The organism is Anabaena sp. 54 (genome assembly GCF_017355725.1).
GTDB lineage: Bacteria > Cyanobacteriota > Cyanobacteriia > Cyanobacteriales > Nostocaceae > Dolichospermum > Dolichospermum heterosporum.
In genome coordinates this window covers 88,799-109,586 of sequence record NZ_JAAVWA010000003.1, presented here as the reverse complement: position 1 = coordinate 109,586, position 20,788 = coordinate 88,799, and the positions used below count along the sequence as shown (strand labels likewise).

The 20,788-nt window shown below is 38.0% G+C and carries 21 protein-coding genes; 11 read left to right on the top strand and 10 right to left on the bottom strand.

The window, feature by feature from the left end; genetic code table 11:
• Positions 1-143: 143 nt before the first annotated feature.
• Positions 144-986: a methyltransferase domain-containing protein gene (locus tag HEQ36_RS05070; protein ID WP_041458679.1), complete on the bottom strand. Its 843-nt coding sequence runs from the start codon at positions 984-986 to the stop codon at positions 144-146.
• Between the two features lie 282 nt (positions 987-1,268).
• On the opposite strand from HEQ36_RS05070, the gene HEQ36_RS05065 reads away from it, so the two are divergent.
• Positions 1,269-2,624, top strand: a complete 1,356-nt coding sequence (locus HEQ36_RS05065; protein WP_027402351.1) for a TrkH family potassium uptake protein — start codon at positions 1,269-1,271, stop codon at positions 2,622-2,624.
• Positions 2,625-2,818: 194 nt separating this feature from the next.
• A complete protein-coding gene (locus HEQ36_RS05060) occupies positions 2,819-3,514 on the top strand; it encodes a TrkA family potassium uptake protein (protein ID WP_027402359.1) in 696 nt (231 codons plus the stop codon).
• 130 nt (positions 3,515-3,644) lie between these two features.
• On the opposite strand, the gene HEQ36_RS05055 is transcribed toward HEQ36_RS05060, so the two are convergent.
• Entirely contained in the window at positions 3,645-4,709 is a 1,065-nt protein-coding gene (locus tag HEQ36_RS05055) for a tetratricopeptide repeat protein (protein ID WP_053538611.1), read from the bottom strand.
• 277 nt (positions 4,710-4,986) lie between these two features.
• Entirely contained in the window at positions 4,987-6,123 is a 1,137-nt protein-coding gene (gene queA / locus HEQ36_RS05050; protein WP_053538612.1) for a tRNA preQ1(34) S-adenosylmethionine ribosyltransferase-isomerase QueA, read from the bottom strand.
• 274 nt (positions 6,124-6,397) lie between these two features.
• Here queA and HEQ36_RS05045 point away from each other — a divergent pair, with 274 nt between their 5' ends.
• Positions 6,398-6,787, top strand: a complete 390-nt coding sequence (locus tag HEQ36_RS05045) for a hypothetical protein (RefSeq protein ID WP_027402361.1) — start codon at positions 6,398-6,400, stop codon at positions 6,785-6,787.
• 52 nt (positions 6,788-6,839) lie between these two features.
• On the opposite strand, the gene HEQ36_RS05040 is transcribed toward HEQ36_RS05045, so the two are convergent.
• Positions 6,840-7,280, bottom strand: coding sequence for a YraN family protein (locus HEQ36_RS05040; RefSeq protein ID WP_168634826.1), 441 nt, complete (start codon positions 7,278-7,280; stop codon positions 6,840-6,842).
• A 14-nt stretch (positions 7,281-7,294) separates the two neighbouring features.
• Between HEQ36_RS05040 and HEQ36_RS05035 the strand changes: the two genes are divergently transcribed.
• Positions 7,295-7,798, top strand: a complete 504-nt coding sequence (locus tag HEQ36_RS05035; RefSeq protein ID WP_168634825.1) for a pentapeptide repeat-containing protein — start codon at positions 7,295-7,297, stop codon at positions 7,796-7,798.
• Between the two features lie 56 nt (positions 7,799-7,854).
• Here HEQ36_RS05035 and HEQ36_RS05030 read toward each other — a convergent pair whose 3' ends face one another.
• The gene (locus HEQ36_RS05030) at positions 7,855-8,466 is read right to left on the bottom strand and encodes a Uma2 family endonuclease (protein ID WP_168634824.1); all 612 of its coding nucleotides are present in this window, start codon (positions 8,464-8,466) and stop codon (positions 7,855-7,857) included.
• Between the two features lie 329 nt (positions 8,467-8,795).
• On the opposite strand from HEQ36_RS05030, the gene HEQ36_RS05025 reads away from it, so the two are divergent.
• Positions 8,796-9,686 carry a DUF4922 domain-containing protein gene (locus HEQ36_RS05025; RefSeq protein WP_168634823.1) on the top strand — a complete coding sequence of 297 codons (891 nt, stop codon included), beginning with the start codon at positions 8,796-8,798 and terminating at the stop codon, positions 9,684-9,686.
• Between the two features lie 74 nt (positions 9,687-9,760).
• Positions 9,761-11,119 carry a cysteine desulfurase-like protein gene (locus tag HEQ36_RS05020; protein WP_053538615.1) on the top strand — a complete coding sequence of 453 codons (1,359 nt, stop codon included), beginning with the start codon at positions 9,761-9,763 and terminating at the stop codon, positions 11,117-11,119.
• A 90-nt stretch (positions 11,120-11,209) separates the two neighbouring features.
• Here HEQ36_RS05020 and HEQ36_RS05015 read toward each other — a convergent pair whose 3' ends face one another.
• Entirely contained in the window at positions 11,210-13,483 is a 2,274-nt protein-coding gene (locus HEQ36_RS05015; RefSeq protein ID WP_168634822.1) for a bifunctional (p)ppGpp synthetase/guanosine-3',5'-bis(diphosphate) 3'-pyrophosphohydrolase, read from the bottom strand.
• A gap of 291 nt (positions 13,484-13,774) precedes the next feature.
• On the opposite strand from HEQ36_RS05015, the gene patD reads away from it, so the two are divergent.
• Complete coding sequence (gene patD / locus HEQ36_RS05010) at positions 13,775-14,131, top strand: heterocyst frequency control protein PatD (protein WP_168634821.1); 357 nt, start codon at positions 13,775-13,777, stop codon at positions 14,129-14,131.
• 310 nt (positions 14,132-14,441) lie between these two features.
• Positions 14,442-14,624 (top strand): hypothetical protein, encoded by a 183-nt coding sequence (locus HEQ36_RS05005; protein WP_168634703.1) that lies wholly within the window; start codon positions 14,442-14,444, stop codon positions 14,622-14,624.
• Between the two features lie 156 nt (positions 14,625-14,780).
• Here the strand turns inward: HEQ36_RS05005 and HEQ36_RS05000 are convergent, their stop codons facing one another.
• Entirely contained in the window at positions 14,781-15,668 is an 888-nt protein-coding gene (locus tag HEQ36_RS05000; protein WP_168634808.1) for an IS982 family transposase, read from the bottom strand.
• 296 nt (positions 15,669-15,964) lie between these two features.
• Here HEQ36_RS05000 and HEQ36_RS04995 point away from each other — a divergent pair, with 296 nt between their 5' ends.
• The 3 genes from HEQ36_RS04995 (at position 15,965) to trxA (ending at position 18,746) form a co-directional block, all read left to right on the top strand.
• Complete coding sequence (locus tag HEQ36_RS04995) at positions 15,965-16,711, top strand: tetratricopeptide repeat protein (protein ID WP_168634820.1); 747 nt, start codon at positions 15,965-15,967, stop codon at positions 16,709-16,711.
• Positions 16,712-17,001: 290 nt separating this feature from the next.
• Positions 17,002-18,249 carry a hypothetical protein gene (locus tag HEQ36_RS04990; protein WP_168634819.1) on the top strand — a complete coding sequence of 416 codons (1,248 nt, stop codon included), beginning with the start codon at positions 17,002-17,004 and terminating at the stop codon, positions 18,247-18,249.
• A 167-nt stretch (positions 18,250-18,416) separates the two neighbouring features.
• Entirely contained in the window at positions 18,417-18,746 is a 330-nt protein-coding gene (gene trxA, locus HEQ36_RS04985; RefSeq protein WP_168634818.1) for a thioredoxin, read from the top strand.
• Positions 18,747-18,758: 12 nt separating this feature from the next.
• Here trxA and HEQ36_RS04980 read toward each other — a convergent pair whose 3' ends face one another.
• From HEQ36_RS04980 to HEQ36_RS04970, 3 genes are all read right to left on the bottom strand, one after another.
• Positions 18,759-20,258, bottom strand: coding sequence for a family 10 glycosylhydrolase (locus tag HEQ36_RS04980; protein WP_168634817.1), 1,500 nt, complete (start codon positions 20,256-20,258; stop codon positions 18,759-18,761).
• Between the two features lie 32 nt (positions 20,259-20,290).
• On the bottom strand, positions 20,291-20,470 hold the full coding sequence (locus HEQ36_RS04975; protein ID WP_053538620.1) for a hypothetical protein: 180 nt from the start codon (positions 20,468-20,470) through the stop codon (positions 20,291-20,293).
• A gap of 75 nt (positions 20,471-20,545) precedes the next feature.
• Complete coding sequence (locus HEQ36_RS04970) at positions 20,546-20,710, bottom strand: hypothetical protein (protein WP_168634702.1); 165 nt, start codon at positions 20,708-20,710, stop codon at positions 20,546-20,548.
• Positions 20,711-20,788 lie beyond the last annotated feature (78 nt).

Genomic DNA, 20,788 nt, shown 5'->3' with positions numbered 1-20,788 from the left:
AGCACCTAAAGGAATTGAACTTATACCATTTCTTTATGAAACTGCGCCGAATTTCCTAACCTTATCTTTTTCTTCTCTGTGTCCTCTGTGCCTCTGTGGTTCGTTTATCCTTAAATTGAGTACATCTTTAAACAGAATTGGACTTACTTTGTTCCCCGTAATAATCCAAACCGAACCAATCCAGTTTCATAACCTCGACGCATTAAACCTAAAGATAATGCCCCCTGAATTGTAGTCCAACCAGCCATTAATAAACCGATAAATGCTTGGGGTGTAAATGCCGAATCAATGACAACATTCCAAAAAGGAGCAACTGCGGTTGACCAATCAGCCGTGCGAATATTATTTAATGGTAATTGCCAAGCGATCGCTTCATACTCCGCTAAAGAAATCACATAAGGTAAACAATAGACTCGATAAATATCCTCTAAGTGCTTTTGCTCATCCGTTGTTAGTGGTGACTTATCCGTATTCCGATGACACCATGTCACCATAATCAAAGTTCCACCGGGCTTTAACACGCGATAACACTCTTGTAAAAACTTAGTTTTATCTGGCATATGTTCACCGCTTTCCAGTGACCACACCAAATCAAAAGAATTATCATCAAAGGGCATTTCTTGGGCATTGGCAACCATGAACCTAGTCTTTTGACTCAAACTCATTGCCAAAGACCTTTCGGTGGCTCTAGCAGCTTGTACAGGACTCAATGTAATTCCCGTGGCATTGGCCCCAAACTTATCCGCTAAGTATAAAGAACTACCACCAATTCCACAGCCGACATCAAGAATATTTTCAGCACCCTTAACATCTGCCCATTTTAGCAACTCTTCAATTAAATCAATTTGTGCCTGACGGCGTTCTTTTACCTGTTTACCATCTACACCATAATAACCGTGGTGCATATGTTCTCCCCAAATCTGTTCCCACAGACTGGAAGAAGCATCGTAAAATTCCTGAATTTGTTTGTAAAGTATTTGACTCATGAATTTAATAATAATAAAGATGAGAAGAAACTGCAAAAAAAACTTATTCTTAGGCTACCATCTATGTTTTTAATTAGATATAACGGTATGCACTTGAATGAAATACAGTCATAAGCCCCCTCCTCGCTTGCGGGGAGGGGGTTGGGGGTGGGGTTCTTGTATTTCACTCAACCAATAACCGCTATAGGGATATTTTTACGCCAGGGAATAACTCATTAATTCTACCTTGGGAATATATAAAAATAACCTAACTGCATGAAATTTCTTCATTTTTAATCACTTATGACTGTTGCGCGGACAATTTGTTTGGGATTTATTGCTGTCATTCTTTTGGGAGCAATTCTCTTAACAATGCCTTTTTCAACTGGTAACGGTAATTGGAATGACCCAATTGTTGCCCTATTTACTTCAACTTCAGCGGTTTGTGTCACAGGATTAGCAGTGGTAGATACTGGGACTGAATTTTCCTTTCTAGGTCAGTTATTTATTGCTCTATTAGCCCAAATTGGTGGTTTAGGTTATATGACAACTACCACATTTTTAATGTTATTAATTGGCAGAAAATTTGACTTGAGACAAAAAGTAGCAATTCAGCAAGCTTTAGACCGTCCAGGCATGAGTGGTAGCTCTCAAATTATCCGTTCTATTATTGCGACTACCTTGTTGTTTGAACTCACGGGAGTATTTTTATTAATGATAGCTTTTGTTCCCGAAAAAGGTTGGCAAGAAGGAACTTGGTTAGCTATTTTTCACAGTGTCAGTGCTTGGAACAATGCTGGATTTAGTTTATTTAAAGATAATTTAATTGGCTATCAATCTTCTCCTTTAGTGATTATCACAATTGGCTGTTTAATTATCTTTGGAGGTATTGGTTATCAAGTAATTTTGGATATGTATTTGTGGTTGCGAGACAGCTTTACCTATCAAGGTAATCGCCTCGTTAGAAAGACAAGTTGTTTAATATTCTCTCTAGATTTTAAGGTTGCTACTAGCACAACTTTAATATTATTAGTGCTAGGAACAATTGCAATTTTCTTTATAGAAATCAGAAACGATAGCGTCTTTGGGCAATTAAGTTTATCTGATAAAATATTAGCTGCTTGGTTTCAGTCAGTCAGTACCAGAACCGCTGGTTTTAACAGCATTGACATTGGGAAAATGACTAATGCGGGATTATTCATTATGATTGCACTGATGTTTATTGGTGCAAGTCCAGGAGGTACAGGAGGAGGAATCAAAACCACTACTTTACGAGTTCTGACCAGTTGTACAAAGGCAATTCTCCAAGGCAAAGAAGAGGTATTATTATATAATCGTAAAATTGCCATTTCTTTAATTTTAAAAGCTGTGGGGGTGGTGTTCGGTTCATTAGCAACAGTGATTTTTGCCACCATTTTAATTAGTATTACCGACCCCAAATTGGCTTTTATTCAAATTCTTTTTGAAGTAGTATCAGCCTTTGGTACAGTAGGACTTTCCACAGGGATTACAGCTACTCTTTCTACCGCAGCAAAATTAATTTTAATTCTCACCATGTATATTGGTCGCGTTGGTATTTTATTATTGATGTCATCTATACTAGGTGATCCTCGTCCTAGCAGAATTCACTATCCCGAAGAAAATCTCCTTGTTGGATAATTACAGCGGTTTCCGCTCTTATGAGGTGCATCTTAGCCCCCTCATCGCACCCCCCTAAATCCCCCCGCAGCGGGGGGAAGAAAAGGATAAGCTTTTGATACTGGAGGGGGTTAGGGGTGGGGTTCTTGTACCTCATAACATCGGGAAGTGCTGTAGGATTTAGCGAACAACTAACAACTGACAACTGACAAATCATGAACCTTTCATCCTTAAAATTTCTTCGCAGTTTACGTAAAGATAACCACCAATTTGCTGTAATTGGATTAGGTCGTTTTGGTCGTTCTGTTTGTTCAACATTGCATAATTTAGGTTATCAAGTATTAGCTACAGATGTTGATGAAAAACGGGTTTCCGAAGCATTGAATGAAGAAATAGTTGGTCATGCTTTGCAACTCGATTCAACTGAATCAGCAGCCCTGAAAGAAGCCGGAATTTTTGAATTTGATACCGTTATTGTCGCCATTGGTAACTACGTTCAGGAAAGTATTATTACTACCTTAAATGTGAAAGAAGGTGGTGTACCTCACGTAGTTGCAAAAGCCTCTAGTGAAGTTCACCGCAAATTATTACAACGAGTGGGCGCAGATCATGTAGTATTTCCTGAATATGAAGCTGGTTGTGCTTTAGCACGAACACTCACTAAACCGGGAATTTTAGAAAGATTTGATCTTGACCCAGATAACAGTATTGTGGAGTTAATTGTCCCTGATGAATTTCATGGGAAAACTATTGCTGAACTGCAACTGCGTAACCGCTACGGTTTAAATATGTTGGCTGTAAGTCATGATGGTAAATTTATCATTAATCCCGAACCAACTAAACGTTTAGAAAAAGGTTCTGCAATGGTAGTAATTGGTTGTAATAAAGATATTAATCGTTTACCAATATAGGGAATAGGGAATAGGGAATAGGGAATAGGGAACAGGGAATAGGGAATAGGGAACAGGGAACAGGGAATAATAATTTTTCAATGACAAATGACAAATGACAAATGACAAATGATAAATGATAAATGACAAATTATTTTGGATTTGTGATTTGTTTATCTGGTGTCAAATTCGGTAAAGTAGTTTTCTCAGTTGTCGAAGTATTTGCAGGTAAGTCTTCAACAGGGGGAAGATTTGCAGGTGCTTGTTCAACTGGTGGAGTAGTAACTGCCGTTGCGCTACCGGGTTGATTTACAGGCGATTTTTTGGGTGCTAAAATTTGGGCAATTTGTTGGATGATTTGTTCAGTTTTGGCAACTTGCTCAGTATTTCCTGCTGTTACGTACTGTTGACGAGCGCGTCTTAATGCTTGAGCGGATTCCTTAAAGACACCTTGATTATATAAAGCTACTCCTAAGTTATAGTGAGCAGAGGTGTTTTTAGGATTTTGCAGAATTGCTGCTTTATAAATATTAATTGCTTCGGCAATTTTACCTTGATTTACTAAAAGACTACCTAAATTATTGTAAGCTACAGAATTTTCAGGATCTATTTTTAAAACTTCCCGATAGGCGGAAATCGCCGATTCTACTTGACCTTCTTGTTGTTGAACAATTGCTAAGTTGAAATAAGCATTTTCATGATTTCTATCTAAATTAATTGCTTGTTCATAAGCAGAAATAGCATCTTGACGCTGATCTTGTTCATAGAATAAAACCCCCAAATTATAATGAGCATCAGCCAATGTGGGAGTTACCACTAAGGCTTGACGATAAGCTGTAATAGCGGCTTCTTTTTGTCCCTGTTTTTGTAAAGCTACACCCAAATTATAATAAGCTGATCCCAAATTGGGATTTAATCTAATGGCTTCTCCAAATTCTTGGATAGCTAGATCTAAGCGATTTTGTTGTAAAAGAATATTACCTAAATAATTTCGGGCTGCACCAATATTAGGATCTCGCTCTAAGGCTTTACGAAAAGCCATTTCCGAACCTTGATAGTCTTGACGATTATAAAATGTCACTCCCTGTTGAAAAGATATAGCTGCTTCTAAATCTTGGGAAACAACTTCTGCTGCTGATACCTGACTGTTGGGAGAATTAATAATTGCAGGTAAAGTCAAGATTAAAAATGCAGAAGAAGTAGAAAGGATACTCATTAACACTTGCTTGTATGTAGCCCTAGCTATGTTAAAAGACGGATATTTATGGCATTTTTGATACATGACTCACTACCCTTTAGTTATACTGAATCTAATCTAAGTAACTGGGCATAATTAAATATAAGACCTCTCTCCAAACCTCTTCCCTTGCAGGGGAGAGGCTTTGACTCCCCATTCCCTGGTAGGGAAGGGGGCTGGGAGGTTAGGTCTATCTTATATTTTTTAACGCCTACCTACTTATCTAAATTAGATTATCCATCACTTCATCAAAAATTCATAATTGAATACTTTTCCCTTCTGGTAAGATCAACATAGCATCACCGAAAGAGTAGAAGCGGTATTCAGAACTAATTGCTTGCTGGTAAAGATCCAATAATCTTTTTCTACCAATTAAAGCACTAACCAGCATCAATAAACTAGAACGGGGTAAATGAAAATTGGTGATTAACCCCTCCACAACCTGCCATTTATAGCCCGGATAAATAAACAAATTTGTCTTCCCGACAAAGGGCTGTAAATCCCCAGATTGCGCCGCACCTTCCAAAGCTCTTACCGCTGTTGTCCCTACCGCAATAATTCGTCCCCCAGCAGCCTGAGTAGCCCGAATTTGCTCAACGGTATCAGCAGGAACTTCAATCCATTCTTCGTGCATGGCGTGGGTAGTGACATCTTCTACTTCCACTGGGCGGAAAGTACCGATACCAACATGAAGGGTAATAAAGGCTTGATTAATCCCACAATTACGCAGCTTTTCTAGTAATTCCGGTGTAAAATGTAATCCTGCTGTTGGGGCGGCGATCGCTCCCTGTTGAGCTGCATACACCGTCTGATACTGTTCATCAGCCGCAGTAGAAGCCGTAATATAAGGAGGTAGGGGAATCTGTCCAAACTTCCCTAACACCTGCACTAAAGGAACTGCTGGGGGCAAATCAAACTGTAATAATCGCCCCCCAGTTTCTGGATCTGACTCAACAACTGTCGCCCTCAATTCCTGTTTATTCCCATCTCCTCCCGCTGTAAAAATAATCTCACTACCCACCTTAAAGCGCTTTCCAGGCTTCACCAAAGCCAACCAGCAATTATGCCCTCGTTCCTCCAATAGCAACACCTCCACCCCCGCACCTGTATCCTTACAGCCATATAGCCGAGCGGGAATTACCTTTGTATTATTCATAATCAATAAATCACCCGGTTTCAGCAATTCCGACAAATCACGGAAAATGTGATGTAGAGGTGGTATAGTTTTAGCAGTTTCGGGAGAATTTACCACCAATAACTTAGAACTATCTCTAGGAACAGCAGGGTTTTGGGCGATTAGTCCTGGTGGAAGTTCGTAGTCATAACTAGACAACGAACAATCTAAATTAACATTTTGTGTTTTCGCTTTATCTTGTATTATTTGTCGCTTCATATTAATCAAGTAATTGTTAAATTGTTATAATAGTATGCACTTAAATGAGCTACAAAACTTACTGTAACCGCTATACATCACTTTTACTGCCTTTTCTTTCCATCTTCTTCATTCTGACTCCTGACTGGGCGCAGGCCCTGCGCCCCTACCTCCTGACTCCTGAATTATTGGGTAAATCTCCCCATAGAATAACGGGTGCTTTTACCCTACCGGGAACTCCACCCCATTAACGAAGATAGATAGGTAGAACTAAATTGAATCCCATAACACTATGATGGAATACTTGTACTATCTAGGCAATGCCACACTCACCCTGAGAATCGTTCAATACTTACATGGTAGACCACAACTTCCCGTTTCCTTTGTGAGCGTGATTCATCAAATTAATGGTTGGGTAGTCAGAATTAAACTCAAAGAAACAGTCTCAGATCAACAAGATGGTGATTTTCGAGCTTTCTTGAGTGAATTGGGAATTAGCTATCAGCCACCAATGAGAGTCCAAATGGCATTTTGGAGTTTGGAATCTGGACAAACACCCATAGACGTAATGCGTCGTTACCAAGTAGCAGTTGTTTCTCATGGTAGCCCGGAAAGAGAAGAAATTGAAGCATTTAGACAACAGTTTGTTCGAGGTTTAGGGTATTGTCCAGAAACACTCGCTTAAACAATGCTAAATTAAGTGTCACAACGTAAAAATAATTTTGCAATCATGATTATTACTGTTCAAAAGCTGCCTCAATATATTGTAGCAGCTTAAATTCATATCCAGATATAGATAAACGCTCTAAAAATTCTTCGCTAATAATCTTTTTACTTTGTAATTGATAATGAACAAGTGCCACATCGAAGCGACAAGCATAATCAGCTTTTTGTGGATATTCAGCTAAAAATATTTCCGCAGTCCGCCAGATTTTTGCTTGTTTTTGGGGAGTAATGGCATTTTTTCCCCCTTCATCCCAATTACCAGAACTCCGGGTTTTCACTTCAACAAACGCCAGCATTGTGTCTTGATATTGGGCAATAATATCAATTTCTCCCCAACGACAACAAAAGCGCCGCTGCAAAACTTCCCAACCTGTAGATTGTAACCATTTGGCTACTAGGTCTTCACCTATGTTACCAATATCTGCATAATTAAATGGAGAAGGATTAGCCATTAATTAACAATACCATGAATACTAAGCATCCCAATTGGATAAGTATACTCAGTTTATTACTTTGGGTGATGATTTCCACCACAGTCTTAGCAGCTTTTGTCCCTTCTGCTGTAGCACTGGAATATAACAAAGAAATTCTTATCAGTGCTGATTTTTCTGGACGTGATTTAACAGATTCTAGTTTTACTAAAGCAAATCTTCGCTACAGTAATTTTAGTCACTCTAATTTAAGAGGTGTTAGTTTTTTCGCCGCCAATCTAGAATCAGCAAATTTACAGGGAGCAGACCTAACTAATGCTACACTTGATTCAGCGCGGTTAATTAGAGCCGATTTAACCAACGCCATTTTAGAAGGAGCATTTGCAGCTGGTGCCAAATTTGATGGTGCTATAATAGAGGGTGCAGATTTTACCGATGTACTACTGCGTCAAGATGAACAAAAGAAACTATGTATGCTGGCAAAAGGTACTAATCCCGTGACAGGAAGGGAGACAAGAGATACCTTATATTGTTCTTAGATTCAGATCAGATCCCCGACTTCTCAAAGAAGTCGGGGATCTGACGCTTACAGTATTTATATATTTTGTAAAATTTGTGAAAGTGTTAATTTGAGTTCTGGAAATAATGGCGATATAATTAAATCATCACCTCTAAATTGATTAACTATGTATTCATCATCAACTAAAGAATAAATAGAAATAGTTGGTTGTTTAGGATTACCAATAAATCTTTTACCACCGAAAGCACCATAATCAACTATCCAATATTCAGGAATACCCATTGATTCATAATCGTTGGTTTTATGAGTATAATCTGTTTGCCAATTACTGCTAACAATTTCTATCACTAAAGGAACTGAAGCAGCTTGAGTAATGGTTGATTCTTTTTTCCACAAAGGTTCATTAGGTAAGTTAGCAGGATTGAGTAATAAAATATCAGGTGAATAGGCAGATTCAGATTTTGGTGTTTTGATTAATGTTGTTTTAGGTATGAGGTAAGAAAGATTAAGTCTATCTAATTCTCCTGATATCTTACGGGCTAAAAAACCAATTACGAATTCATGATCTCCTACTGGTGGGTTCATTTCTACAATTTCTCCATTGTGTAATTCATAACGTGATCCTGTTTCTGGATAGGATTGGATAAACTCCTCAAAGCTGACTGATTTGGTTAAGGTTTGAACCATGATTCACCTCTTGAATGGTGATAATTTGCTGATTTTAATTATACTATACAATATCTTGTCCATTTTTTGTAGGTCGGGTTAAGCGACAGCGCAACCCGATGCATTTGTTGGGTTATGGCTATGGCTCCTACGTCGCCACTCAAGCTATCGCCACACTTCATGAACGTACCTCAACCCAACATTGGCGTTAAGATAGTAAGAGTTGTTGGGTTTCCTTGCGTCAACCCAACCTACAATAAATGTTTACATAAAGGGAACGTTAGAGCCAAAATTATTGATTTTATGTAACCAATTTATGATATAAAATTGTTAGTTATCTCCTATAAAATATGCACCAGCAAGAAATCCGACTTAAACCCGGTACATTATGGACAAGTCTCAAAAAAACCACCGAACTGGCTTTAAAATCTGGAGCTTTAAAATCTATTCCCACAGAGGTGGAAATTTTTGAACAAGATGGAATCAAGTTTGTTGTCAGAATTTTAGAAAATATCAATCGCAAAAAAGCTGATCAAGAAAAACAAAATCAAAAAACTGCTAAAACTGGTAAAGAATTTAATCCTTTTTTACCTTATGAAGAAGCTTTATTTGTGGCGGATATCTCCCCTACTCACGTTTGTATTTTAAATAAATTCAATGTTGTTGATTATCACTTTTTGATAATTACCCGCGCTTTTGAACCACAGGAAAGCCTACTTACCCTAGAAGATTTTACAGCTATGTGGGCTTGTTTAGCAGAATTTGATGGGTTAGTATTTTATAACGGTGGTAAACTTGCTGGTGCGAGTCAACCACATAAACATTTACAAATTGTCCCTTTTGCAGAAACAGATATTCCCATTTCACCACTTGTAAAAGCCGCAAAATTAGATAATTCCCTGGGAACTATCCCAGAATTTCCCTTTGTACACGCTTCCACTGAAATTAACTTGGGAGAAAGTGCCGAAATAACCTTCAAAAAATATCATACATTACTACAAACATTAGGAATTAAACCCCTAGAAAATAATATCCAATCAGGAGCATATAACCTTTTAATGACACGAGAATGGATGTTAATTGTTCCCCGGAAATTTGAAGAATTTGAATCAATTTCTGTGAACTCATTGGGGTTTGCAGGGGCATTGTTAGTCAAAAATCAACAACAAATGCAACTATTAAAAAATATTAGCCCTATTAACCTTTTAAATCATGTTGCTTTTCCTCTACAACAACATTGAATCTTAGACTACAATATAAATTAATATATTTCTCCCTTTGCGCGAAACAAAAATCATCAAAAAGAGGAAAAATCATGGAATCTCTAGATATAAAATGGATTCGTTCCCAGTTTCCCGCACTCACACAAACAATCAACGGAAAACCAGCAATTTTCTTTGATGGACCCGGTGGCACACAAGTACCCGGTGGTGTACTAGACGCAATTAGTGATTATTTAGTCAGGTCAAATGCTAATGCTCACGGTGCTTTTACTACCAGTATGCGAACCGATGCCTTGATTATTTCTGCCAGGTCGGCGATCGCTGACTTTCTGGGATGCGATCATGATGAAGTAGTATTTGGCGCAAATATGACCACCCTCACCTTCTCCGTGAGTCGCGCTATCGGTAGAGAACTCCAACCCGGTGATGAAATAATTGTTACAGACTTAGACCATGCAGCCAACATTTCTCCCTGGTATGCTTTAGAAGAAAAAGGTGTGATTATTCGGACAGTTAATATTAATATTGCCGACTGTACATTAGATTTAACCGATTTAGAAAAAAAGATAAATTCCCGCACCAAACTAGTAGCAGTAACTTACGCTTCCAACGCCGTCGGCACAATTAATGATATTGCTAAAATAGTTAAAATTGCCCATAGTTTCGGAGCTTTAGTATATGTTGATGCCGTCCATTACGCCCCCCATGCACCAATAAATGTTCATCATTTAGACTGTGATTTTCTCGCCTGTTCCGCCTACAAATTCTTCGCTCCCCATCTAGGAATTCTTTACGGAAAAAGAGAACATTTAACCAGATTTTCCCCTTATAAAGTTAAACCCGCATCAGAAGAAGTCCCTTCCAGATGGGAAACAGGAACATTAAATCATGAAGGTTTAGCAGGATTAGTAGCAGCAATTAATTATTTAGCAAAATTAGGTTGTCATGTTTCCCCAACCTTAGATAACGAATTACTTTCCTCCTTAATAGAAGCCGATAGAGAAGGCTTAACCACCTTCCATTGTCCTCGATTCCTAACCGAAATAGCCCAACCAAACCACAAATTAGCATCAGCCTATCATAGTCGTCGAGCCGCATTATTATCAGCCATGTCAGCCATTCAACAATACGAAAGAGAATTAAGTAAAAAATTGATTTCAGGATTATTAAAAATCCCTGGTTTAACCCTCTATGGAATTACCGAACCCAGCCAATTTACATGGCGCACACCAACAGTATCCATTCGCATGACAGAAAAAACACCAGCAACCATAGCCAAAATATTAGGAGAACAGGGAATATTCGCTTGGTACGGAAACTTCTATGCAACCAACCTCACCGAAAAATTAGACGTAGAAACATCAGGCGGCTTATTACGAATAGGACTAGCCCATTACAACACAGCCGCAGAAATAGATCAACTTCTACAAACCCTCAATGAAATCGCGTAACAACCTTAAATCACAGCCATTTTCATATATTTTCTTCCTTTGCGCCTTTGCGCCTTTGCGTGAGATAATGAAAATAGCTGTAACACCCCACTAACCGCAGTCCTCAGTCTCACAAACACGGCGAATATTGAGAATATCACTCATTTTCTTGAGTTGCACAAATAAATGTTCCAACTGAGAACAATCGCGGACATCAATTCCCAAATCCATCAACGCAGGTTGTCCCAAACAAGTTTTCACTTGAGCATGACGAACATTAATACCCTGATCACTCAAGCGTGACAATACATCTTTCAATACTCCCACCCTGTCCATAGCCTCAATTTGCACATTAACCGGATAAGTATGGGGACGGCTGCGGTTTTCCATAGCCAAATTCCAGCGCACTGGTACTAACCGCTCACACTCAATAGGATCTACATTATGACAGCCTTGGCGGTGGATAGAAATTCCTCTTCCTCGTGTGACTACACCCACAATTGCTTCACCGGGAATGGGGTTACAACAGCCAGCAATATGATGAACCAAACCCTCCATACCAATAATCGGGGAATCACTAGCACGGGAAGTAATTAGTGGGGTATCCCGTGAGGATTTTGGCGTTGGTTCTTTGGGGATAAATGGGACAACATCACTTACCGGTTGTCTAGCTTTCACAACTTCTCGCCAACGGTTCAGCGCTAAATTCGAGGTAATTTCCCCATAACCCAAACCGGCAAGTAAATCTTCCACACTGTGATAATTACATTTTTCGGCGACAGTGTGCATAGCATCTGATTTGAGCAAATTCTCAAAACCAGTTTTCCCCAATTCCTTCTCTAATAAATCCCGTCCTCTGGCGATATTTTCTTCCCGGCGCGATCGCTTGTACCACTGTTTAATTCGATACTTCGCCGCTGAAGTGCTAACAAAATTTAACCAATCCAAACTAGGATGACTATTCTTTTGAGTAATAATGTCCACAATATCGCCATTATGCAAGCGCGTTGACAAAGGCACAATGCGACCATTAACCCGCGCTCCCGCACAGTGGTTTCCCACTTCCGTATGAATCCGATAAGCAAAATCAATACTTGTAGAACCAGGACTTAAAGGAACAACATCCCCCTTTGGGGTGAAGACATAAACATCATCTTCAAATAGATTATCCTTAACACTATCTAAGTATTCCTGAGCATCTTTTAAATCACTTTGCCAATCTAGCAACTGGCGCAACCAAGTAAACTTTTCATCAGAGCCTGTGACGGAAGTATTCTCAGAACCCCCAGTTTCTTTATACTTCCAATGGGCAGCAATTCCGTACTCCGCGATATGGTGCATTTCCAAAGTCCGAATTTGCACCTCCAGCGGGCGACCAGTCAAGCCAATTACCCCCGTATGCAAAGACTGATAATGGTTTGGCTTTGGCAATCCAATGTAGTCCTTGAACCTACCAGGGATAGGACGAAAAGAATCATGAACAACAGCTAAAGCGCGATAGCATTCTTCATTACTTTGGACAATAATTCGCAGCGCCGCCAAGTCGTAAATTTCATGAAATTCCTTTTGCTGCCGCTGCATTTTTTGATAAATGCTATAAAGGTGTTTAGGACGACCGCTAATTTCCAAACAATTAATCCCCGCCTTGAGTAACCGACGGCGTAAAGTATCCGTAGCTTTGAGTAACTTTTCTTCCCGTGCCGTGCGTTTTTCCGCGACACATTGCTGAGTTTCTCGATAAGCCTCTGGTTCTAAATATTTAAATGCTAAATCCTCTAATTCCCACTTAATTTGCCAAATCCCTAAGCGATTCGCCAAAGGTGCAAAAATATCTCGCGTTTCCTGGGCGCTACGTTGACGACTAGCTTCTGACATATATTGGAGAGTCCGCATATTATGCAAACGGTCTGCCAGTTTCACCACAATGACACGAATATCTTGCGCCATAGCCAAAAACATTCGCCGGAAATTTTCCGCCTGACTTTCGGTTTTGCTAGTAAAATTAATTTTCGACAGCTTGGTAACACCTTCTACCAATAACCTGACTTCTGGACCAAACCGTGCTTCTATATCTTCACTTGTAACTTCTGTATCTTCAACTACATCATGAAGTAACCCGGCTGCTATCATAGCAGGACTACCACCTAGTTCACGGAGTATTTCCGCTACAGCAACCGGATGGGCAATATAAGGTTCTCCCGATTTCCGAATTTGACCACCATGTAGTTGATATGCAAACTGAAAAGCCCGACAAATTAAGGCATTACCGTTATACGTTCGGTCTTCCTCCTCTGTAAGTATTGGCGCTGGAGGTGCGATTAAACATTTGTTAAGCCAGTCTGGGAGAACAACATCAACAGGAGGTTTGACGGCTACACTACTCATAAAATAAAAAAGGTAATTTGTGGATAGGTTCAGAGATAAGCAAAAATAACAGCATTTCTATAAATAGATGCTGTTGACTGAAGGTTTAGAGACAAGGTTGGAGAGATGATGTCCTAATTGCCTGTGGTCATCATCCATTGTAGGTTTGTTTCAAACATAATCAAAAACCTATTGACGGTAAATCAAGCCTCCAAATAAAATTTGAGACTTGTGATTTTGAGCAGGAACAATGGAAAGCTTGGGGATATAAGAAAATTTTCTTGACATTAATACTATCTTAACTAGCAACAGATGTCTTTTAATTGTGATAAATATCAGGAATTGGCAACATTTCTAGACGAGTTTCGGACTAATGTAACAGCAGGTAAACTCAATGCTGGGGAGTTACGTCCGCATTTAGCCAAATTACAGGCGTTTTTTAGCCAGCAAATTGTTCCTTTGGTTGATGCTAATTCACGAGAACAATCCTATAAAACCGAAATAAGTAAGCAGTTGCGACTATTGGAAGTAGATATGATGTTTCTCCAAGGAGCAAAGCAATTAACGACATTGCAAGCTAGGTTGAAAACTATTGAAGAACGCATTGATACTTTAATTAGATATTGTCAAGCTATTACTCAACCTACGGAAGCGCAGGAATCAAAGTAGGAATTTGTCTCACGCCATTAGTTACCTTATTTGTTTGGCTTCCACACCCGCCCAGAAATGAATTTCCGGGCTAATAGCTAAAGTTTACTAAAGTAAACTGAGGATTTAGACAATTCTTAGTCATCTTCAGATGACTTTTGCTATTAGACTGGGAATTAATTCCCAGGCGGGCTATGGGTTTTACGTTAAGTTGACACCAATGGTCTCACGCAGAGACGCAGAGGAAGAGTTTGAGAGATGGAATTTTTGCCTCTTGATCGGGAATAATGAAATTATATACCTTGTCACAGTAGAGCAAATTTAAACCAATATGGACTGGACAACACCACTCAAGGCACAACAGACTGATTTTATTCAAAGACTTAAATCTGCTAAATTACTCCATTGTGACGAAAAAGGCCAGCATAGTGAATTAACTGTCATTTCTGGTCAAAGGTTAGACCAATTACGGGATTTTTGCTGGGAAATGGCTGAAAAATATAGACTAACCTGAGTTCGATGTAAATAAAAAGTCTAAAAGTACGTAACAGCAACAGTTCTGTCAATAAGTATTGGTTATTGAGAATTAAAGCCCACGCCAAAAAGTTCTCAAAAAATTAATTTTTTGAAATGTATTTACTATTAGGTAATATTGATATTTAATTGGTAATTAAGCTAATAAAACTGGTAAGGTTTCAATTTCATTTTCATCAAATCTTAAAGAAGGTTTTTTAGGTTGCCAAGTATAAGCTATTATTGCAGCAACAACATTAACCATGAAATTAGTAACACTTCGATGTCGAGAATGAGCAAGTTGTGAAATATTTTTGAGTTGGTCATTAACAGTTTCAATTAAAGAGCGTTTTCGGAGCATTAATTTCTCCTCCAGGGACAAGAGCTTATTCCGCATATTTTTCTTGAAAGGAGTGATTAATTTGAGTCCATTAGACCAAAGTTCAAGCCAGAGTTTTTGAGAAATATATCCTTTGTCTCCAAATATTTTCCCAAATAAGTTCTTAGTCAAAGTGGGAACAGGTTTTCGGTCATCTGTATTTCCAGGAGTAATTTGAAACGCAAGTAACTCTCCTTGATCATTAATAATCAAATGAAGTTTAAACCCAAAATACCAACAAATAGAACTTTTCCCCCAGCCAGCTAAATCTTTAAAGACCTTATTTGTCTTGGCTCTTTTAGAATGACAAATGGGAATAGAGGTACTATCAATAAAACTTATACCTGTATTGAGTCCTTTTCGTGTATTCAGATAATACATCAAGGGAATTAAAGCATTTGGCATTAATTCAACAAATCTTTGATAACTCACTAAATTGGGAAATTCACCTTGGCAATATTTGAAGATATGTTTCAGGTAATAATCTTTAAAATTGCGGTAACTAGAGCGATGAAAATACACAATTATTGTCATAATTTCACTTAGACATAATCGGCTGGGTCTAATTCTTTTTTTTATTTGGGATGGGATAAGTTGAGCTTGAAATATTGGCTCAAAATAGGTACAAAAATCATCAATTTCACAGAAAATAGTTTCTAATTCCATGAGTTATAATCATTAATTTTCTTTAATTAAACCTCTTCTATTGTCCCTAATCTGAGGTACTTTGAGTTTGTATTCAAATAGTATTCGTAATATAAATTTAGATTTTGTTATGAAAATTTACTTAAATCTAGGCTGGTTTCCTATTAATTCTCAATAATTAAGGCTTATTGAGAATATAGGCTCTTTCCAGAAAAGCCTCTAACCCTTTTGAATACTCATTTTTAGCTGGTTTTCTTACATCGAACTCAGGTAGACTAAATTCTCGCGTCGCTATTCGTGATGTTTTTATCAACAATATGAAGGGGAAGTTAGCTGAGGAAGTTGTTAAATCCCGTTTAGCTGATTTTGTCACAGAAGTTGACTATGAAAAGCGCGTTGGTGGTGATGGAAAAGTTGATTTTACCTTAACTGCTGACTCATCAATTGGTATTCAGGTTAAAGCCCGGAATGGCAACTTTGATAAAATTCAATGGTCAATTAGTCAAGAAGAAATTGAAAAAAATGCAGTTCTAGTTTGTATTTTAATTCAAGAGGAAGTTAGCGAAGCTCAGGCTGAATACAATCTGATTTTGGCGGGATTTTTGCCAACAAATATGATTACCTCTGCTGCTGTGGGAATAAATGAATTGCTTTATTCTGGTGGTTTACGCAGCTATTTAGATAATTTGACATCTTCTAAAGCTGACGAATATATGCGCTTGGGTAAAGAGTGTCATGAGAAAAAAGATTATCAAGGTGTTTTTGATTGTTATACTCAAGTATTACAACTGAAACAAAATCATGAAGATGCTTACAAAAAACGTGGATTTGCACGTTCTAAATTAGGAGATAAGCAGGGTGCAATTGATGATTACACTCAGGCTATCAAGATTAATCCCAATTATGTACAGGCCTACTTCAACCGAGGACTTGTCCGTTCTAAATTAGGAGATAAGCAGGGTGCAATTCAAGATCTCCAAACAGCCGCAAATATCTTTAAAAAAGAAGGTAACGAAACAGACTATCAAAGGGCTATGGAACAAATCAGAAAAATTAACAAATAATGAATATAAGTTAAGTTAGGCAGGAAAGATCCCCGACTTCTGAATTAAATTTTTTGTAAATAATGAAGATCATTCAAAGAAGTCGGGGATCTAAATCCGTCGGTTTCATTATCTCCTTCTCTCTTCCTTTGCGCCTCTGCGTCTTTGCGTGAGAAAAAAATATTTAACTTACCCACAAAAAAAATAGAACTAACTAATTAACAAGTATATAAAACTTAACAAAAAAACCACTAAAGTCATAGGAAAATGGTAAATTAATTTCAGTTGTAACTATTCTGAATCCTGTTTATATGTTTACCAGAATCCGCCGGCTTTCAAATCGGTTTTTTAATAACTCTCGGACAGTAAACAACGAACCACTGAATAAAGTGAGTTTAGTTGTCATTATTTTAGTTGATATTTTTATTTTAATTAATGTATTTACGGGTTTAAATAATATTAGTGAATGGCATCTTAGCCCAAATCAAGCTTATCCATGTTATTCTGAATGGAACAATTACAAAACCCAAACTACAAAAAATAAAGATTATGAATTTTTGAGGAGTTCACTACCTTACGGTAGCAATGAGCAAAAAATTCGGCAAACATATCAAGATGTACAAGTTGGACATTTAGGTAAAGTTTCGGAAATCTGTTTGAACTATGGTGAATCTAAAGATAAACTGAATAATCCTCAAAATCAGAAAATTATCACCACGATAAATCAGACTCAAGATAAAATTAGTCGTCTTGAACAAGCAAATGCTACCATTCGTCAGCAATATGATTCAACATTATCAGAAAAAATTGCCGGTCAGTCTTCAGGTAATTCTATTAATCAGGTTCGCGCTGAAAAAGCTAAACAGGAATTAACACAAAATAATCAGAAAATTGCCAACTTAAAACAGGAAATTGCTAATCTGCAAAATCAACTGCTGACAAAACCTGAAAGTGTTAATTTCTTGTCTTTTGTCAAAGATGAAACTAAATTTAATCAAGTTGAACAAGGCTATAAAGATGCTTCCTTTTGGTATCCTAGCATTCAATTAGTTTTTCAGGCTATCTTTTTAATTCCACTTATTCTGATGGCATTATTAGTTAATAATTTCAGTCAACGGAAAGGATATGGATTAATAGGATTAATTAGCTGGCATTTGCTAGTGATATTTCTCATTCCGCTAATTTTGAAAATATTTGAATTTCTGCAAATTGGTGTAATATTTAAATTCTTGTTTGATATTATTAGTTTTCTGTTTGGTGGGCTAGTTTTCCTAATTAGTTATGTTTATATTTTGCTAATTCCCTTAGTTGGTTTTGGCATGATTAAATTCTTCCAAACCGTTGTCTTTAATCATAGAATTCAAGCAGCTAACAGAATTCAAAAATCCCGCTGTATTCGGTGTGCTAGAAAAATTCGTCCTCAAGATAGCCACTGTCCCCACTGCGGTTATTATCAATATGTTGAATGCCATAATTGTCATGAGTTAACTTATAAAGAATTACCTTATTGTCATCATTGTGGTGCTGATCAAAATTCTCCTAATTTAGGGGTAAATTAACACTTTAAGAAAGTAGAGAAATTTCGACGCAAGTGAGGTATAATGGGCAATAATTAAACGCAGATGGCAGAAGATAGACGCAGATAAACGCAGATAATTTGGTTTTCCTGCTCTCCTCTTTTATTCGATATTATTAAGTTATTGATTGAAATCTAGGCCAATAATTTATGTCATCTATTACCAATGTCACTGAAGCTACATTTAAACAAGAAGTGCTAGAAAGTCAAACTCCTGTTTTAGTTGATTTTTGGGCCCCTTGGTGCGGTCCTTGTAAAATGCTGTCTCCTGTAGTAGAAGAAGTGGCTGCGGAATATGAAGGACAGGTAAAAGTGGTAAAGTTGAATGCTGATCAAAATCCTACTGTTGCTAGTCATTACGGGATTCGCAGTATTCCTACTTTGATGATATTTAAGGGGGGACGACAAATTAAAACAGTTGTTGGTGCTGTTCCTAAAACTACATTAGCTACTACATTAGATAAGTATGTTGATTCGTAGTTACAGCATTGTTCACCGAACATTGCAAGCTTTCCGTTCTCCGTCATGTTCAGGATGTTGCCAAGAATAAGCAAAATGGCTAACACCCTTAATTTGAGGAGATAATTGGCGGAGGGCTTGCATTTGTACTTCTAATGGGGGACGATTGCTAATTGATTCTCCCCACTTCCCAGCTAAAGCCGGAATCACTTTTGTACCTGGTTGCGCCATTTTTAAAACTTGTTGAACTTGCGCCACAATGCAATTAGCATTCCCGCAATTTGCATAGGACATGGGATGCCATTCTAGGGTACTGGGGAACTTATCCCAAGGTTGCAAGCGGGAATCATACCCCTGTCCTAAAGCTTGATTACCTTCGGGAAAAAATACTGCTCCCGCGGGAATACCTTTTTGTTTGGCTGGGTAACTTGCTAAAGCTACAAAATCTAAGATACCTTGCATAGCATGAGCAACGGAGAGTAACCACAAATCCAATTGCAAAACCCGCTGTTTTTCTGCTGGAGAAGGTAAGGATTTCTGCTTTTTGGGGGGAATACGCCCTTCCCATAAGGGTTCATCTTCTTGAGGATAGCGTTTATCAATTTCTGCTATGTCGCCAGCGCTGACATATCCTTTGGTTAAAAAACGACGAATTAATTCTAATCCTTTGGCATTTTTGGCGCGACTAAATAGGACTTCTTGGGTGGCTGGAGTAAATAGCCAGAGGTCATGAACTTTGGTAGCAATCGAGTCAATGCCGGTCTGACGAGGATAACGAACATAATCGAAGAGAATACCATCTGGACGACGGCGGATAACCTGTTGTACCATACGGTAGTAATCTGTTTTTGCTTGGGTGTTGTAGGGATCAATGAAGACTTGGGAACTATCTTCTACTACGGATAAGCTGGTTTGATTTTTGCCATTACGAGCGATCGCATTTTGTCTATCTGCACGTTGAGCATAGGTGTAACCGAAGTTAGTCGTAAACATCCAAGTATAAACCTTTAAACCCCGTTGTTGCCCTTTTTTAATTGCTAATGCTAATAAATCAAATTTTTCTGCACCAGGAAGGCGAACTACAGCAGGCCAAACTGTAGAATTAGTTGCGGCGGGTAATAACACTTGTCCATCATAAAATACTTCTAAATAAACTTGGTTATAGCCTTGGTTGACAATTCGATCCATAATTTGATCAACTGCTCCCGGCTGGATATCACAGGGATACAGGCGCAACCAAATAGCCTGAGTTTGCGGCCAAGTCTGACTACGACAGGTTTTTAATTCTTGTGTATGCTGTTTGAGTAATTTCTGATAGCGACTTGCCGCCTCTTTATTGCCTTTAAAAGCCAATAAACGTAAGTTTTCTTTTTCTTGAGTTGCTTTTGATGATACCCAACAATCCTGTCTGTTCTGAGCAATGGCTGGTTTTGTAGCTAGATTGAGAATCAATAAGCAATTAGTAATAATTACAGTAAATAAACCTTGCCAAGATAAAACTACACTTAAAAATTTCCAGTTGAAATCAGACATAAGAGAACTCCACAAAAAAGATGATCCAATAACTATGCTGGTTTAGCAAAAATTTCCACAAACCATTTTTTGAGATCAGGAAGGTGGTGAATCTGTGTTTCCAGTTCTTCCATAGCTGAAGTTGTGAGTTTAACACCTGTGGAATAGACTTTTTCTAACAACGTGACAACCGGGTTTTTACCCTTAAATGTGAGGGTTTGAGCGAAATTCATTTTAAATTACTTGCAGCTAATTTTTTAGCATCTTTCTGAGATTGTTTAGTATAAACTAATTTCCAATTTACCACTCTAATTCCCCATCACATTCTGCAATTGGTGCAGATGATGTTCAATTGGGCGATCTTCTAATACAATAACAGCGTTATATTCTCCCATTGGTATATCTACAGGAGAATTGACTAATAATTTGCCATCATTTGTTATAGTTACTTTTATGTCTAAGTAGGTGAACACAATAAAACCAAACTGTGTAAAGAAACGTAAAATCGCCCAAACCCTCTTCACTCTTGCCTATTGCCTCTTGCCTTTTGC

Excerpts from the sequence above, each read along its gene's own strand:
- HEQ36_RS05070 (WP_041458679.1), bottom strand. The coding sequence starts at position 986 with ATGAGTCAAATACTTTACAAACAAATTCAGGAATTTTACGATGCTTCT.
- HEQ36_RS05065 (WP_027402351.1), top strand. The coding sequence starts at position 1,269 with ATGACTGTTGCGCGGACAATTTGTTTGGGATTTATTGCTGTCATTCTT.
- HEQ36_RS05060 (WP_027402359.1), top strand. The coding sequence starts at position 2,819 with ATGAACCTTTCATCCTTAAAATTTCTTCGCAGTTTACGTAAAGATAAC.
- HEQ36_RS05055 (WP_053538611.1), bottom strand. The coding sequence starts at position 4,709 with ATGAGTATCCTTTCTACTTCTTCTGCATTTTTAATCTTGACTTTACCT.
- queA (WP_053538612.1), bottom strand. The coding sequence starts at position 6,123 with ATGAAGCGACAAATAATACAAGATAAAGCGAAAACACAAAATGTTAAT.
- HEQ36_RS05045 (WP_027402361.1), top strand. The coding sequence starts at position 6,398 with ATGGAATACTTGTACTATCTAGGCAATGCCACACTCACCCTGAGAATC.
- HEQ36_RS05040 (WP_168634826.1), bottom strand. The coding sequence starts at position 7,280 with ATGGCTAATCCTTCTCCATTTAATTATGCAGATATTGGTAACATAGGT.
- HEQ36_RS05035 (WP_168634825.1), top strand. The coding sequence starts at position 7,295 with ATGAATACTAAGCATCCCAATTGGATAAGTATACTCAGTTTATTACTT.
- HEQ36_RS05030 (WP_168634824.1), bottom strand. The coding sequence starts at position 8,466 with ATGGTTCAAACCTTAACCAAATCAGTCAGCTTTGAGGAGTTTATCCAA.
- HEQ36_RS05025 (WP_168634823.1), top strand. The coding sequence starts at position 8,796 with ATGCACCAGCAAGAAATCCGACTTAAACCCGGTACATTATGGACAAGT.
- HEQ36_RS05020 (WP_053538615.1), top strand. The coding sequence starts at position 9,761 with ATGGAATCTCTAGATATAAAATGGATTCGTTCCCAGTTTCCCGCACTC.
- HEQ36_RS05015 (WP_168634822.1), bottom strand. The coding sequence starts at position 13,483 with ATGAGTAGTGTAGCCGTCAAACCTCCTGTTGATGTTGTTCTCCCAGAC.
- patD (WP_168634821.1), top strand. The coding sequence starts at position 13,775 with ATGTCTTTTAATTGTGATAAATATCAGGAATTGGCAACATTTCTAGAC.
- HEQ36_RS05005 (WP_168634703.1), top strand. The coding sequence starts at position 14,442 with ATGGACTGGACAACACCACTCAAGGCACAACAGACTGATTTTATTCAA.
- HEQ36_RS05000 (WP_168634808.1), bottom strand. The coding sequence starts at position 15,668 with ATGGAATTAGAAACTATTTTCTGTGAAATTGATGATTTTTGTACCTAT.
- HEQ36_RS04995 (WP_168634820.1), top strand. The coding sequence starts at position 15,965 with ATGAAGGGGAAGTTAGCTGAGGAAGTTGTTAAATCCCGTTTAGCTGAT.
- HEQ36_RS04990 (WP_168634819.1), top strand. The coding sequence starts at position 17,002 with ATGTTTACCAGAATCCGCCGGCTTTCAAATCGGTTTTTTAATAACTCT.
- trxA (WP_168634818.1), top strand. The coding sequence starts at position 18,417 with ATGTCATCTATTACCAATGTCACTGAAGCTACATTTAAACAAGAAGTG.
- HEQ36_RS04980 (WP_168634817.1), bottom strand. The coding sequence starts at position 20,258 with ATGTCTGATTTCAACTGGAAATTTTTAAGTGTAGTTTTATCTTGGCAA.
- HEQ36_RS04975 (WP_053538620.1), bottom strand. The coding sequence starts at position 20,470 with ATGAATTTCGCTCAAACCCTCACATTTAAGGGTAAAAACCCGGTTGTC.